Origin of the sequence: Sphingomonas sp., from assembly GCF_025353885.1 — a bacterium.
Taxonomy (GTDB): Bacteria; Pseudomonadota; Alphaproteobacteria; order Sphingomonadales; family Sphingomonadaceae; genus Sphingomonas_O.
The window spans coordinates 1-14,232 of record NZ_JANXNX010000076.1; the positions used below are offsets into that span (position 1 = coordinate 1).

Genomic DNA, 14,232 nt, shown 5'->3' on the forward strand with positions numbered 1-14,232 from the left:
GGGCGACCGGTTTTCGTCTATTTCACCGCCGACTGGTGCCTGACTTGCAAGGTGAATGAGCGCATCGCCATCGAGCGACCGGAGGTTGCGGCGGCCTTTGCCAAGGGCAAGGTCGCGACACTGGTCGGCGACTGGACCCACAGCGATCCGGTCATCGGACGGTTCCTGAACGAACAGGGGCGTTCGGGCGTGCCGCTCTACCTGTTTTACCGGCCCGGCGCCGCCCGGCCCCAGGTTTTGCCGCAGGTGCTGGTCCCTGCCACGCTGACCGCGCTTACTTCCTGAAGACGCGCTTTCCACCGATCCAGGTTTCGTTGACCTTAGTCGCGCGGACGGCCGCAGGGGGGCCGTCGAAGGGGTCGTGATCGACCAGGATGAAGTCGGCACGATAGCCGGGCGCGAGCCGTCCGACCCGATCCTCGGCAAAGGCAGCGTAGGCGGCCCCGGTCGTGAAAGCGGCCAGCGCCTGTTCGCGGCTTATAATTTCCTGCGGCTGCCATCCCCCGAACGGCTGGCCATCAGGGCCTTCGCGGCTGATGGCGGCAGCGATGCCGGGGAAGGGGTTGCTGCTTTCGACCGGAACATCCGACCCGAACGCCAGATGCGCGCCATTCGCCAGCATCGACTTCCACGCATAGGCACCCGCCAGGCGCGTCGCCCCAAGTCGCGCTTCGACCATGACGCGGTCGCTGGTCTGGTGCACGGGTTGCATCGACGCCACGATGCCGTTGCGGCCAAAGCGGGGCAGGTCGACGGGATCGACGATCTGGGCATGTTCGACCCGCCAGCGCCGGTCGCCCTTGTAGGTCGGGGCGAGGTCCTCGATCGATGACAGGACTTCGTCGTTGGCGCGGTCGCCGATGGCGTGCACCGCGACCTGGAACCCGTCCATCGCGGCGCGGCTCATCAGGTTTTTCATCTTGGCGTCGTCCATGAAGCACAGGCCGCTGTCGCCGGGCTTGTCGGCATAGGGCTTTTTAAGGCATGCCCCCCGCGACCCGAGCGCGCCGTCGGCATACAACTTGACCCCGCCCATGCGGAGGTGGTCGTTATAGAGCCAGGGTGTCGGTTCGCCCGCCGCGATGGTGAGCGTCGGTTCGATCCCCAGCGCGTAGGAAAAGATGCGGACGGCCAATCGACCCGTGTCGGCCGCGCGGCGAAAGGTGTTCCAGTCATCCACCGTCGTGCCCATGTCGGCAATGCCGGTCACGCCGAACGCCAGCAGAATATCCTGCGCTTTTGAAAAGGCGAGATCGCGATCTTTCGAAGTGGCCCCGGGAATAGCCCTGGCGATCAGCGATGTTGCGGCATCGACAAAAACGCCGCCGGGCTTGCCCGCCAGTGTCTCGATCCGTCCTCCGGCGGGGGATTTCGTCGTCGCCGTAACACCTGCGGCACGCATGGCGGCGGCATTGGCCCAGCCCGCATGGCCGTCCACGCGCATCAGCCAGATCGGCCGATCACCGGCAAGTCCATCGAGATCGGCGGCGGTCGGAAAGCGGCCAAGCTGCCATTTTTCCTGGTTCCAGCCACCGCCCAAAATCCAGTGACGATCGGGATGGGCGGCGGCATAGGCCGCGATCCGCGCTTTTGCCTCCTCCAGCGACTTTAAGCTCGAGAGATCGAGCGTCAGCGCCGAGAAACCGAGCTCCATCACATGCCCGTGCCCGTCGATGAGGCCCGGCAGCAGCGTCTGGCCCTTGCCGTCGAGCCGCCAGTCGGGGCGGTCGGGCAGCTTGTCGCCACGATGCACGATCCTGCCGATCTTGCCATCAGGCGTCACGGTCAGGCCGGTAAACCGGACCAGCGCCCCTTGCGCGTCCATGGTGATGCCGTTGACATTGTCCACCAGTCCGTCGGCCGCCGCCGGACCTGCCGAAACCGACAGGGTGGCGAGCGCCACGGCCGCAAAGCGCAGGCTTACGGCGGCAAGGATAGAGTGACTGCGGAGGGTGTCTCGATTGCGATTCATCTGCCCACGATGCCAGAAGCCGCAGCGCCCGGACAGGGGGTCTGATTCATTGGCCTAGGTGAAACAAAATTGCGATCGACCGTTATGTTGGGTTATCAAGCCGAAGTATGAATTGAGAAATCCTGCTTTCAAGCAACCGCGACAGCAGAGGAATGTTACCGGCATTCAACATTTGGCGTGTGATCCCGTTCATTTTTTAAGTCGTCGGACCAAGGCACTGGTGTCCTGCCGCCCGCCCCCCAGGTCCTGGACCTCGGCAAAGAACTGGTCGATCAACGCCGCAACCGGGAGCGTTGCGCCATTGGCGCGCGCCTCGTCGAGGGCCAGGCCCAGGTCCTTGCGCATCCAGTCGACCGCGAAGCCGAAATCGAATTCGTCCTTCACCATCGTTGCCCAGCGATTGGTCATCTGCCAACTGCCCGCCGCGCCGCCCGAGATCGATTCGAAAACCCTGTCGAGGTCGAGTTCGGCGGCCTGGGCAACGCGCATCGCTTCGCTGAGTGATTGCAGCGTCCCGGCGAAGGCGATCTGGTTGCACATTTTGGTGGTCTGGCCCGCGCCCGCCGGCCCGACATGGACGATGCGGCTGGAATAATGCTCCATGAAGGGCGTGGCGGCGGCAATCGCCTTGTCTGAACCGCCGCACATCAACGTCAGTGTGCCGTTGACCGCACCGACCTGGCCACCCGTCACCGGCGCATCGACGCTCGAGATCCCCAGGTCCTTGGCCTCGACGGCAAGCTGCCGCGCGATCTTTGCCGATACCGTGGTGTGATCGATGAATACCGCGCCCCTCGACATCGCCTTGAAGGCACCATCGCGGCCAAGTGTGATTGACGCCAGGTCATGGTCGTTACCGACGCAGCTGAGGACGGCATCGGCCCCGATAGCGGCTTCGGCAGGACTGTCCACTGCGCGTCCGCCATGTTCGCCGACCCACGCGTCGGCCTTTGTCCGAGTGCGATTATAGACGGTCAGTTCGTGTCCCGCCGCCGCCAGGTGCCTGGCAAGCTGCCCGCCCATGACGCCCAGCCCGATGAATGCCAGCCTTGCCATCTTCCAGTCCCCGATGTTCGCATGCTGCAGGTCGCAGGTTTGCGCTGGCATCCATATCGGCTAGGGGCCGTCGCTGAAATGGCCAGTGCAACAAAAACTTTCGCTCCTGTCGTCACTCTCGCCGATATCCGTGCTGCGGCCGCGCGGATCGGTGACAAGGTGGTGCGGACGCCGACCCTTCACAGCCAGACGCTGTCGAAGCTGACGGGGGCCGAAGTCTATCTGAAGTTCGAGAACCTGCAGTTCACGGCCGCCTACAAGGAACGCGGTGCGCTTAACAAATTGCTGCTGCTAGGCGACCCCGTGAAGGACACCGGCGTGATCGCGGCGTCTGCGGGCAATCACGCGCAGGGCCTCGCCTATCACGGCGCGCGACTCGGCGTGCCGGTGACGATCGTGATGCCGGTCACCACGCCAACGACCAAAGTGATGCAGACGCAGGGCCATGGCGCGACCGTCGTCATGTTCGGCGAGACCTTCGATGCCGCCTACGCCCATGCCCGCGAGCTGGAAATCGAGCGCGGGCTGACGTTCGTCCACCCCTTCGATGACCCGGACATTATCGCCGGGCAGGGCACGATCGCGCTGGAGATGCTGGCCGATGCGCCGAACATCGATATGCTTGCCATCCCGATCGGCGGTGGCGGCCTGTTGTCGGGCGTGGGGACTGCGGCCAAGGCGCTGAAGCCCGGCCTGAAGGTGATCGGCGTGCAGGCGGAGCTGTATCCGGCGATGTACGCGCTGTTGAACGACCTGGAGATGCCGAGCGAGGGCGACACGCTGGCCGAGGGTATCGCAGTCAAATACCCGGGCACGATGACGCGTGAGATCGTCAGGGCGATCGCCGACGACATCGTGCTGGTCGCTGAACGCCATCTGGAAAAGGCGGTGGCACTGCTGCTGGAAATCGAAAAAACCGTGGTCGAGGGCGCTGGCGCTGCGGGACTCGCGGCGTTGCTGGCGCATCCCGAACAATTTCAGGGCCGGACCGTCGGTATCGTCCTGTGCGGTGGCAATATCGACACACGGCTGCTGGCCAATGTGCTGCTGCGCGATCTGGCGCGCTCGGGACGGCTGGCGCGGTTACGCATCCGCTTGCAGGATCGTCCCGGCGCCTTGTTCAATGTAGCTCGGATTTTCGACGAACAGGCGGTCAACATCATTGAAATATACCACCAGCGCGTTTTCACGACGCTCCCGGCCAAGGGGCTGATCACCGACATCGAATGCGAGACCCGCGACCGGGCGCACCTCGACCGGCTGATCGTCGCATTGCGCGACGGTGGCGGCTATGAAGTAAGCCTTGTCGAACTGGCCTGACCAACATTCATGGTAAACGCCCTTTTCATCAGAGCGCGCGCTGTCCATAGTTGATCCGTGACCGCGCCATTCCGCTTTCCCCGCTTTTTCGTGACGACGCCATCGGCATGCCCGTATCTGCCCGGTCGGATCGAACGCAAGGTTTTCACCGAGCTGACCGGTCCCGCCGCGGGCGAGCTGAACGACGCGCTTGGCCGCATCGGATTCCGCCGCAGCCAGGGCGTCGCTTACCGCCCGTCATGCCTGGACTGCTCGGCCTGCGTGTCGGTGCGCGTGCTTGCCAAGGAGTTCGCGCCGAGCGCCACGCAAAAGCGCCTGATGAAACGCAACGCTGACCTGGAAGTTTCGGTTTGCCGACCCTGGTCGACCGAGGAACAGTTCGAGCTGTTGCGTAACTATCTGTCGGCGCGGCACCCTGAGGGCGGCATGGCCGACATGGACGACCTCGACTATGCCGACATGGTCGAGCTGTCGCCGGTCGACAGTTATGTCGTCGAATATCGCGAGCCATCGGCGGCGGGCAGGCCAGGTCGATTGGTGGGTGCGTGCCTGATCGATCGCCAGGGTGACGGCCTGTCGCTGATCTACAGTTTTTTCGACGCGACCGCGACGGGGCGGTCGGGTCTCGGCACGTTCATCATCCTCGATCATATCCAGCGCGCCGCCGCCGCCGACCTGCCGCATGTCTATCTCGGGTATTGGGTCGCCGGATCAAAGCGCATGGAATATAAGGTCAGGTTTCGGCCAATGGAGCGCCTTGGCCCCACGGGCTGGCGTCGCCTTGACGACGAGGAGAGGGCGACTTCGCTGATGGCTTCAGGCGAACTCGGCGCGCCGAACGGCAAAAAGTTCTAGACAGAGGTTATCAGTGCCGGTGGGTCGTCTTCAACCGGTAGCGATGCCCGTCGAGAACGTCGAACAGCCCCGATATGGCCGGATGATCGACCGGCTCCTCGCTGTCGTCCACGATGAGGTTCTGCTGGCTGACATAGGCCACATAAGTACCCTCGGCATTTTCGGCGAGCAGATGGTAGAACGGCTGGTCCTTCGACGGACGGATCGCTTCGGGAATCGACGCATACCAGTCTTCGCTGTTGGCAAAGACCGGATCGACGTCGAATATGACCCCGCGAAATTCGAAATGACGGTGTTTTACCACCTCGCCAATGTCGAACCGCGCGTGCGAGATCGGGGGCAGGGGGTGTTTTCCGAGCATGGGGGACGCAATTTGCATGGGGCCAATTTAGGGCTTCGTCGCGCGATGACAAGCCGATCTGTTCGCCGGTAGCCGCAGAGCCTTGGCAAGCCAGTATCGCTTCGCTATGGCCCGCGCTTCGATTTCGCCGATCGCGGGTGCCCGTCACCTTAGCAATCGTCCTCTGCGGAGAGGTGGCTGAGTGGTCGAAAGCACCGCACTCGAAATGCGGCGTGCCCGTGAGGGTACCCAGGGTTCGAATCCCTGCCTCTCCGCCAATCGGAAGCCGGTCCTGCAATGCGTATCCTCGCCAGCCTGTCACTGCCCCTCATGCTCCCAATGTCGGCCATGGCCGCCGCCACCAGTCCGCCTGCGTCGCCGGACGCAGGTGTCGGGGACACGATCGTCGTGCTGGGGGCCAGCCTGCCGCTGCCGCCGGGCGCACCGGCCTATGGATCGTCGGTCATCGACCGCGCCCGCCTGACCGATGAGGCATCCGACCGGGTCGAAAACGTGCTGAAGGATGTGGCCGGGTTCCAGCAATTCCGCCGATCGGACAGCCGTTCGGCCAATCCGTCGGCGCAGGGGGTGACACTGCGTTCGCTCGGCGGCAATGCTTCGAGCCGTGCGCTGGTGCTGCTGGACGGCGTCCCGCTGGCCGATCCGTTCTTTGGCTCCATCCCCTTTACCGCGCTGTCCGGCGACCGGCTGTCGGGCATTCGCGTAACGCGGGGTGGCGGGTCGGGGGCATTTGGAGCGGGCGCGGTCGCGGGCACGATTGAACTGGCCAGTGCGACCCGCATCGACCTTCCCCACGCCGCGGCCAGCGTATTTCACGGCAGCGAGGGTGCCGTCAGCGTGGCGGGATCGGTGTCGCCCGACCTGGGGGGCGGTTACGCAACCTTGTCGGGCCGGTTCGAACGCGGCGACGGATTTTTCACCACGCCCGCCAGCCAGCGCGTTCCGGCGAGCGCACGCGCGCGCTATCGCGACTGGTCGGTCAACCTGCGCACCGTGGCCCCGATCGATGCCCAGACCGAGGTGCAGGTTCGCGGGTCTGCCTATGACGACGCCCGCACGCTGCGATTCCAAGGTGCCGACAGCACGTCGGAGGGGCAGGACGCCAGCATCCGTCTGCTCCATCGCGGCGCCTGGCAGATCGATGCGCTGGCGTATGTGCAGGCGCGCAACTTTACCAACCGGGTCATCAGCAGCACCAGTTACCGGCTCACGCTGGATCAGCGCAATACACCTTCGACCGGCATTGGTGGCAAGGTCGAAGTGCGGCCACCGGTCGGCCCGGACCATGTCCTGCGGATCGGGATCGACACGCGTATTGCCGACGGGCAATTGTTCGAGGACGCCTATAGCACCGACTCCGGACTGGTCACCGCGCGCCGCAATGCCGGGGGCAGGACGCGCACGACGGGACTGTTTGCCGAGGATGACTGGACGATCGGGCGGCTGGTCCTGACCGCGGGCGTGCGCGGCGACCGCTGGGCGATTTCCAACGGTTTTTTCCAGGAGCGCAACGCGGGCGGCGTGCCGACGATCGACCGGCATTACCCCGACCGGGACGGCGTGCAGGCGACCGGTCGCGCGGGCGCGCTGTTCCGGGCCAGCGGTGCGGTGGCCTTCCGGCTGGCGGGCTACACCGGATTTCGCCTGCCAACGCTCAACGAACTGTATCGACCGTTCGTGGTCTTTCCCGTCACGACGCGGGCGAATGACGCCCTCGGGTTGGAGAAGCTGCGTGGTTTTGAGGGCGGGTTTGATCTGGCCCCCGCCGCGGGCGTCAGGATCGGCATCACCGCGTTCTACAACCGCCTCGATCACGCCATCGCCAATGTCACGATCGCCACCAACATCCGCCAGCGCCAGAACGTCGACGCCATCGTGGCCAGGGGGATCGAGGTTACGGCAGGCGTGACGCGCGGAGGGCTATCCTTCGACGCCTCCTATGCCTTCAGCGACAGTGTCGTGCACGGATCGGGCTTGGCGGCGGCGCTGGACGGCTTGGTGCCCGCGCAAAGCCCGCGCCATGCGGGTAGCGCGACGATCGGCTGGACATCAGGCCATAACTGGCTGGTGTTGGGCACCGTGCGTTACGTCGGCAAGCAGTTCGAGGATGACTTGCAGACCAGTGTCCTGCCCGATGCCCTGACCCTCGATGCGCTCGCCCGGGTCCGCATAACCCGTCATATCGCGCTGGTCGTCCGGTCGGAAAATCTGTTGGGGGAGATGGTGGTGACCCGGAACCAGGCGGGATCGACCGACCTTGGCACACCGCGCACATTGTGGGTCGGGTTCCGGCTGAACTGACGGGGGAAACGATCAGGCGGCAAGGCTCAACTCTTGCCGTTCGAACCGGGCACTGGCAACGTTTCCTGAAACAAATATGGAGCCGGACTGCAATGGACGTGATCAAGAATAACGTGGCGGGCCTGAACGGCTTGCAGCAACTCCGCGCGCTCATTGATGCCGGGACGCCACCTCCCATCGGTATCACGATGGGCTTCACGCTGGTGGAAATCGAGGAGGGCCGCGCGGTCTTTCAGGGGCGTCCCGATGGCAGTGTCTATAACCCAATCGGGTCGGTCCATGGCGGCTATGCCGCGACCCTGCTCGACAGCGCCTGCGGCTGTGCGGTCCATTCGCGGCTGAGCGCGGAGCAAGGCTATACCACGCTCGAGTTGAAGGTGGCCTATCACCGGCCCCTGAGCGACCTGAGCGGGACCGTTCGCGCAGAGGGTCGCGTCATGTCGCTTGGTCGCCGCGCCGCCTTTGCCGAGGCGACGCTCACCGATGAAAACGGTCGCCTGTGCGCGTCGGCAACATCGACGTTGCTGGTGTTCGAAGTTCAGCGCCGCACTGCGCCCGCAGAACCGGCTTAGCGCGAGGCGCCGGGCAGGGGCCGGGTGACGATAAAGGCGGCACAGGTCGCCATCGCCGCCGCGACCGACAAAGCAAGCCGCCAACCCGGGTGCGCCGTCAGCATGAAGACGATAAATCCAAAGCCAATCCCCGAGCAGGCCGCGATCTTTGCCCGGCCCGGGATCGCGCCGTCGCTACGCCAGGCGCGCAGGGTGGGACCGAACCGGGGGTGGTCGAGCAACCACGCCTCCAGCCGTGGCGAGGATCGCGCAAAGCAACCGGCAGCGAGAATCAGGAAGATCGTGGTCGGCATCAGCGGCAGGATCGCCCCGATGATTCCGAGTGCGACGAAAAATAGTCCGAGCACCAGCCAGCCAGCGCGAACCACGCGATTGCCGCGCACTACCGGAAGCCCCAATGGGGCGTCGCGGCCCGGATCGGGCAGGGGCGGGGGCAGGGGATCAGGCGGCACGGGCAACGACCGCCACATCCCGGACAATACGCCATGGTCCGTCGGTCACCCTGTGCCTGCTCTGCTTTCGCATGGCCATCCGATGGGCTATTTCCGTTTCAGCAATGCCATCCGCAGGCACCGGCAAACCACCTCGTCGCGCTGGTTGGCCAGTTCGTGCTGGAATGTCACGATCCCCGCATCGGCCCGCGATTTCGATACGCGCACTTCGGTGACTTCGCTGCGCGCGCGCATGGTATCGCCGATGAACACCGGCTTTGGCATGACGAGCTTGTCATAGCCGAGGTTGGCGACCAGCGTGCCCAGCGTCGTGTCACCGACCGACAGTCCGATCATCAGCGCGAAGGTGAAGGTGCCGTTGACGAGGATCTGGCCGAATTCGGACGCGCGCGCCGCCTCGGCATCGATGTGCAGCGGCTGCGGGTTGTGAGTCATGACAGAGAACAGCAGGTTATCCGTCTCTGTCACCGTTCGCCGGATTTCATGGTCGATTCGGTCGCCGACCTGCCATTCGTCGAACGTGCGCCCGGCCATCAGGCGTCTCCCGCTTCGATCCGCGCCAGCACGGCGTCGACCAGCACCTGCCCGCCCGCCACGGCGTTGAGTTCGGCCACGATGCCATCGAACGGTGCGGTAAGCGTGTGTTCCATCTTCATGGCTTCCAGCGTCAGCAGGCTCTGGCCCTTGACCACGACATCGCCGCTAGCGACCGCGACCGCAATGATACGGCCCGGCATCGGCGACAGGATGCTGCCGTCACCAACTCCCCCGGCGTGCGACCCACGCGGCGCATGGGCGGTGTAGCGGCGGGCGAAGCCGTCGCTGAACGCCAGCACTTCGGATGCGGGTTCGGCCTCCTCGACGTCATTGAGCGCGACCACATGAACCGTGCCACTATCGTCGATGATCCGGGCTTCGGCACGCGGTGCGGCATTCAGGCGCAAGCCCAGGATTGCTTCCCAGGGACCATTGCCGACAGTGGCAAACAGCAGCGCTGCCGCTTCGGCCAGTTGTTCGGGGTCGGCCGCTGGCGGGGTCACCAGCGCGTCCAGGCTGCGCGCAATCAGGCCGGTATCGACATCGCCGTCGATGAAATCGGCGTGGTCGAGCAACCGGCCCAGGAAACCGGCATTGGTTCGGACCGGCCAGACTTCGGTATCGCCGATACCATCGCGCAGCGTATCGATCGCATCATCGCGGGTCGCGCCGTGAGCGATCAGCTTGGCGATCATGGGGTCGTAAAACGACGACACTTCGGCACCCTCCTCGACCCCGGTATCGACGCGCAGATAGTCGGGGAACACCAGATGATCGAGCATGCCGATGGAGGGCAGGAACCCGGTTGCCGGGTTCTCGGCATACAGTCTTGCTTCCATCGCCCAGCCATTGATGCCGAGTTCGTCCTGCCGTTTGGGCAACGGTTCGCCACTGGCGACGCGCAATTGCCATTCGACCAGATCGATGCCCGTGATGGCTTCGGTCACCGGATGTTCGACCTGCAGCCGCGTGTTCATTTCCATGAACCAGATGCGGTCGGCGCGCAGGCCTTCGGAGCCGTCAGCGATGAACTCGATCGTGCCAGCGCCGACATAATCGACTGCCTTGGCCGCCTTGACTGCTGCCGCGCACAGGGCTTCGCGGGTGGCGGCGTCCATGCCGGGGGCGGGGGCCTCCTCGATGACCTTCTGGTGACGGCGCTGCAACGAACAGTCGCGTTCGAACAGATGGACGACGTTGCCGTGTCGGTCGCCGAACACCTGCACCTCGATGTGGCGCGGGCGCTGGATATATTTCTCGATCAGGACATGGGTGTTGCCAAATGACGATTCCGCCTCGCGCTGGCACGAGGTGAGCGCATCGGCGAAGTCGGCGGCGGCCTCGACCATCCGCATCCCCTTGCCACCGCCGCCCGCGACCGCCTTGATCAGCACCGGATAGCCAATTGTGGCGGCCTCGGCAGCCAGCAGGGCAGGCGTCTGGTCCGCGCCCATATAGCCCGGCGTCACCGGCACGCCCGCCGCCGCCATCAGTGTCTTGGCAGCATCCTTCAGGCCCATCGCGGTGATCGAAGACGGGTTCGGCCCGACCCAGACCAGCCCCGCGTCGATCACGCTTTGGGCAAACGCGGCGTTCTCCGACAGAAAGCCATAGCCGGGATGAATCGCTTCGGCCCCGCTCGACAGGGCGGCGGCGATGATCCTGTCACCGACCAGATAACTTTCGCGCGCAGGCGACGGTCCGATATGCACCGCCTCGTCCGCCGACCGAACGTGCAGGGCATCGGCATCGGCGTCCGAATAAACCGCAACCGTGCGGATACCCATCGTTCGCGCGGTGCGGACGATACGACAGGCGATTTCGCCGCGGTTGGCGATAAGGAGAGATTTGATCATGGTCACATCCTGAACACCCCGAAGCGGGCCGCCTCCGGCACCGGGGCGTTCAACGTTGCCGCGAACGCCAACCCCAGCACGTCGCGGGTCTGCGCGGGGTCGATAACGCCATCGTCCCACAGCCGCGCGGTGGCGTAATAGGGGTTGCCCTCGTCCTCGTATTTCGCGCGGACCGGCGCTTTGAAAGCCTCGGCCTGTTCGGGCGTCCAGCTGTCGGCGTCGCGGTGGACGGTTGCCAGCACCGATGCGGCCTGCTCGCCGCCCATGACGCTGATCCGGGCGTTGGGCCAGGTGAACAGGAACCGCGGTGAATAGGCCCGCCCGCACATCCCGTAATTGCCCGCGCCAAAGCTGCCGCCGATCAGCACGGTGATCTTTGGCACGCTGGCGGTGGCGACAGCGGTCACCAGCTTTGCCCCGTGTTTGGCGATCCCCTCGGCCTCATATTTGCCGCCGACCATGAAGCCCGATATGTTTTGCAGGAACAGCAAGGGCACGCGGCGCTGGCAGGCCAGTTCGATGAAGTGCGCGCCCTTGACGGCGCTTTCACTGAACAGCACGCCGTTGTTCGCCAGGATCGCTACGGGCACACCCCAGATGCGCGCAAACCCGCAGACGAGACTCGGACCATAGAGCGCCTTGAACTCGTGAAACTCGCTGCCGTCGACCAGTCGCGCGATAACCTCGTGCACGTCATAGGGCGTGCGGACGTCGGCCGGGACCACGCCGTAAAGCTCCTCCGCATCGAATTTCGGCGGGCGCGGGTCGATGATGTCGATGCCGGGATCGTGCGGCAGCCTCAATGTCGACACGATATCGCGGACGATGCTCAGCGCGTGTTCGTCGTCCTCGGCCACATGATCGACGACGCCCGACTTGCGGCCGTGCGTGTCCGCCCCGCCCAGTTCCTCGGCCGAAATCACTTCGCCGGTCGCGGCCTTGACCAGCGGTGGCCCGGCGAGAAAGATCGTCCCCTGACCGCGGACGATGATCGTCTCGTCGGACATAGCGGGGACGTACGCACCGCCCGCCGTGCAACTGCCCATGACGCAGGCGATCTGGGGAATCCCCTTTGCACTCATGTTCGCCTGGTTGAAGAATATCCGCCCGAAATGTTCGCGGTCGGGAAAGACGTCGGCCTGATGCGGCAGGTTCGCGCCGCCGCTGTCGACCAGGTAGATGCACGGCAGATGATTCTGCTCGGCAATCTCTTGCGCGCGCAGATGTTTCTTGACCGTCAGCGGGTGATAGGTGCCGCCCTTCACCGTCGCGTCGTTGCACACGATCATGCACTGGCGACCCGACACGCGCCCGATCCCGGCGATCACGCCAGCGCCGGGCACCTCGCCGTCGTAGTGATCGTTGGCCGCCAATTGCCCGATCTCAAGGAATGCCGAGCCGGGATCGAGCAATCGCTCCACCCGGTCACGCGGCAACAGCTTGCCGCGGGAAACATGCCGGTCACGCGACTGTTCACTGCCCCCCAGCGCGGCCTGCGCGACGCGCGCGTGAAGGTCGGCAACCAGCGCGCGATTGTGTGCGTCGTTGGCCTTGGACTGAACGCTGTCGAGGCTGATCGACGGGATAAGGACCGGCGCGCTCATCCGCCCACCAGTTCGCGACCGATCAGGAAGCGGCGGATTTCGTTGGTGCCAGCGCCGATATCATACAGCTTGGCATCGCGCAGGAAGCGTTCCACCGGCCACTCCCTGGTATAGCCCGCACCCCCCAGCGCCTGGATCGCCTCAAGCGAACATTTCACCGCATTTTCCGAGGCCAGCAGGATCGCCCCCGCCGCATCGAACCGCGTCGTCTTGCCCGCGTCGCAGTTGCGCGCGACGGCATAGACATAGGCGCGCGCCGAATTCAGCGCGACATACATATCGGCGATCTTGCCCTGCATCAGCTGGAACGAACCGATGGCCTTGCCGAACTGCTTGCGCTCGCGGACATAGGGAATGACCACGTCCAGACACGCCTGCATGATCCCGATCGGACCCGCCGCCAGCACCGCGCGTTCATAATCGAGTCCCGACATCAGCACGCCGACGCCACCGTTCAGCGGCCCCATGACGTTCTCCGCTGGAACGACGCAATCCTCGAACACCAGTTCGGCGGTGTCCGACCCGCGCATCCCCATCTTGTCGAGCTTTTTCGATACCGAGAACCCGGCCATGCCCTTTTCGATCAGGAACGCGGTAATGCCGCCCGAGCCCTCTCCAGTCTTGGCATAGACCACCAATGTATCGGCGGTCGGCGCGTTGGTAATCCAGAACTTCGTGCCGTTCAGCACATAGGAGTCCCCGTTTGCCGCGGCCTTCAGCTTCATGGACACCACGTCCGATCCCGAACCTGCCTCGGACATGGCAAGGCTGCCCAGATGCTCGCCCGAGATCAGCCCGGGCAGATATTTTGCTTTCTGCTCAGCCGATCCCCAGCGCCGGATCTGGTTCACGCACAGGTTCGAATGTGCGCCATAGCTGAGGCCGATGCTGGCCGACGCGCGGCTGATCTCCTCCATCGCGACGACGTGCTCCAGATAGCCGAGGCCGAGCCCGCCCCATTCCTCTTCCACAGTAATCCCGTGCAGCCCCAGCGCGCCCATTTCGGGCCATAGTTCGCGCGGGAAACGGTTACTCTCGTCCACCTCCGCCGCAATCGGGGCGATCCGGTCGGTCGCGAACCGGTGCGTGGTGTCGCGAATCATGTCGGCGGTTTCACCCAGCGCAAAATCGAAATCACCAGTCATCGTCAGTCTTTCCCGCAATAAAATTACGTCATCATTAGCGCGTCCTGTCAGTCAGGCAATCGCCATTAGGCTGGCATTGCCGCCCGCCGCCGCGGTGTTGACCGAAATCGTGACTTCATCCAGCAACCAGTCGAGGCAATAGGGCAGGTCGGCCATGGTGTCGGCGGTCTGGACCGGCACGATCGGCCCCGGCAATGCGGC

13 protein-coding genes and 1 tRNA gene are annotated in these 14,232 nt (G+C 64.7%); 6 read left to right on the forward strand and 8 right to left on the reverse strand.

The features are described from left to right. Window positions 1-285, forward strand: a 285-nt coding sequence (locus Q0R02_RS08265; RefSeq protein WP_293882327.1) for a thioredoxin family protein, incomplete at its 5' end; no start/stop codon positions are given. On the opposite strand, the gene Q0R02_RS08270 is transcribed toward Q0R02_RS08265, so the two are convergent. Together Q0R02_RS08270 and Q0R02_RS08275 are read right to left on the reverse strand one after the other, a co-directional pair. Then, complete coding sequence (locus Q0R02_RS08270) at window positions 275-1,972, reverse strand: amidohydrolase (RefSeq protein WP_293882329.1); 1,698 nt, start codon at window positions 1,970-1,972, stop codon at window positions 275-277. The two genes, Q0R02_RS08265 and Q0R02_RS08270, sit on opposite strands and share 11 nt — an antisense overlap. 189 nt (window positions 1,973-2,161) lie before the next feature. Beyond that, window positions 2,162-3,079, reverse strand: a complete 918-nt coding sequence (locus Q0R02_RS08275; protein ID WP_293882331.1) for an NAD(P)-dependent oxidoreductase — start codon at window positions 3,077-3,079, stop codon at window positions 2,162-2,164. Between the two features lie 27 nt (window positions 3,080-3,106). On the opposite strand from Q0R02_RS08275, the gene Q0R02_RS08280 reads away from it, so the two are divergent. Together Q0R02_RS08280 and Q0R02_RS08285 are read left to right on the forward strand one after the other, a co-directional pair. After that, complete coding sequence (locus tag Q0R02_RS08280) at window positions 3,107-4,348, forward strand: threonine ammonia-lyase (RefSeq protein ID WP_293882333.1); 1,242 nt, start codon at window positions 3,107-3,109, stop codon at window positions 4,346-4,348. 57 nt (window positions 4,349-4,405) lie between these two features. Then, on the forward strand, window positions 4,406-5,203 hold the full coding sequence (locus Q0R02_RS08285) for an arginyltransferase (protein WP_293882335.1): 798 nt from the start codon (window positions 4,406-4,408) through the stop codon (window positions 5,201-5,203). 10 nt (window positions 5,204-5,213) lie between these two features. Here Q0R02_RS08285 and hspQ read toward each other — a convergent pair whose 3' ends face one another. Then, window positions 5,214-5,564: a heat shock protein HspQ gene (gene hspQ / locus Q0R02_RS08290; RefSeq protein WP_293882337.1), complete on the reverse strand. Its 351-nt coding sequence runs from the start codon at window positions 5,562-5,564 to the stop codon at window positions 5,214-5,216. Between the two features lie 167 nt (window positions 5,565-5,731). Between hspQ and Q0R02_RS08295 the strand changes: the two genes are divergently transcribed. The 3 genes from Q0R02_RS08295 (at window position 5,732) to Q0R02_RS08305 (ending at window position 8,437) form a co-directional block, all read left to right on the forward strand. Beyond that, window positions 5,732-5,821: transfer RNA gene (locus Q0R02_RS08295), tRNA-Ser, on the forward strand. Between the two features lie 19 nt (window positions 5,822-5,840). After that, the gene (locus tag Q0R02_RS08300; protein ID WP_293882339.1) at window positions 5,841-7,865 is read left to right on the forward strand and encodes a TonB-dependent siderophore receptor; all 2,025 of its coding nucleotides are present in this window, start codon (window positions 5,841-5,843) and stop codon (window positions 7,863-7,865) included. Window positions 7,866-7,957: 92 nt separating this feature from the next. After that, on the forward strand, window positions 7,958-8,437 hold the full coding sequence (locus Q0R02_RS08305) for a PaaI family thioesterase (protein WP_293882341.1): 480 nt from the start codon (window positions 7,958-7,960) through the stop codon (window positions 8,435-8,437). On the opposite strand, the gene Q0R02_RS08310 is transcribed toward Q0R02_RS08305, so the two are convergent. From Q0R02_RS08310 to Q0R02_RS08330, 5 genes are all read right to left on the reverse strand, one after another. After that, the gene (locus Q0R02_RS08310) at window positions 8,434-8,907 is read right to left on the reverse strand and encodes a YbaN family protein (RefSeq protein WP_293882343.1); all 474 of its coding nucleotides are present in this window, start codon (window positions 8,905-8,907) and stop codon (window positions 8,434-8,436) included. The two genes, Q0R02_RS08305 and Q0R02_RS08310, sit on opposite strands and share 4 nt — an antisense overlap. Before the next feature lie 69 nt (window positions 8,908-8,976). Further along, complete coding sequence (locus Q0R02_RS08315; protein WP_293882345.1) at window positions 8,977-9,423, reverse strand: MaoC family dehydratase; 447 nt, start codon at window positions 9,421-9,423, stop codon at window positions 8,977-8,979. After that, window positions 9,423-11,282: an acetyl/propionyl/methylcrotonyl-CoA carboxylase subunit alpha gene (locus tag Q0R02_RS08320; RefSeq protein WP_293882347.1), complete on the reverse strand. Its 1,860-nt coding sequence runs from the start codon at window positions 11,280-11,282 to the stop codon at window positions 9,423-9,425. Before Q0R02_RS08320 ends, Q0R02_RS08315 begins: the two co-directional genes overlap by 1 nt. Before the next feature lie 2 nt (window positions 11,283-11,284). Next, complete coding sequence (locus tag Q0R02_RS08325) at window positions 11,285-12,886, reverse strand: carboxyl transferase domain-containing protein (RefSeq protein ID WP_293882349.1); 1,602 nt, start codon at window positions 12,884-12,886, stop codon at window positions 11,285-11,287. Then, window positions 12,883-14,031 (reverse strand): isovaleryl-CoA dehydrogenase, encoded by a 1,149-nt coding sequence (locus Q0R02_RS08330; protein ID WP_293882351.1) that lies wholly within the window; start codon window positions 14,029-14,031, stop codon window positions 12,883-12,885. Before Q0R02_RS08330 ends, Q0R02_RS08325 begins: the two co-directional genes overlap by 4 nt. Between the last annotated feature and the right edge of the window lie 201 nt (window positions 14,032-14,232).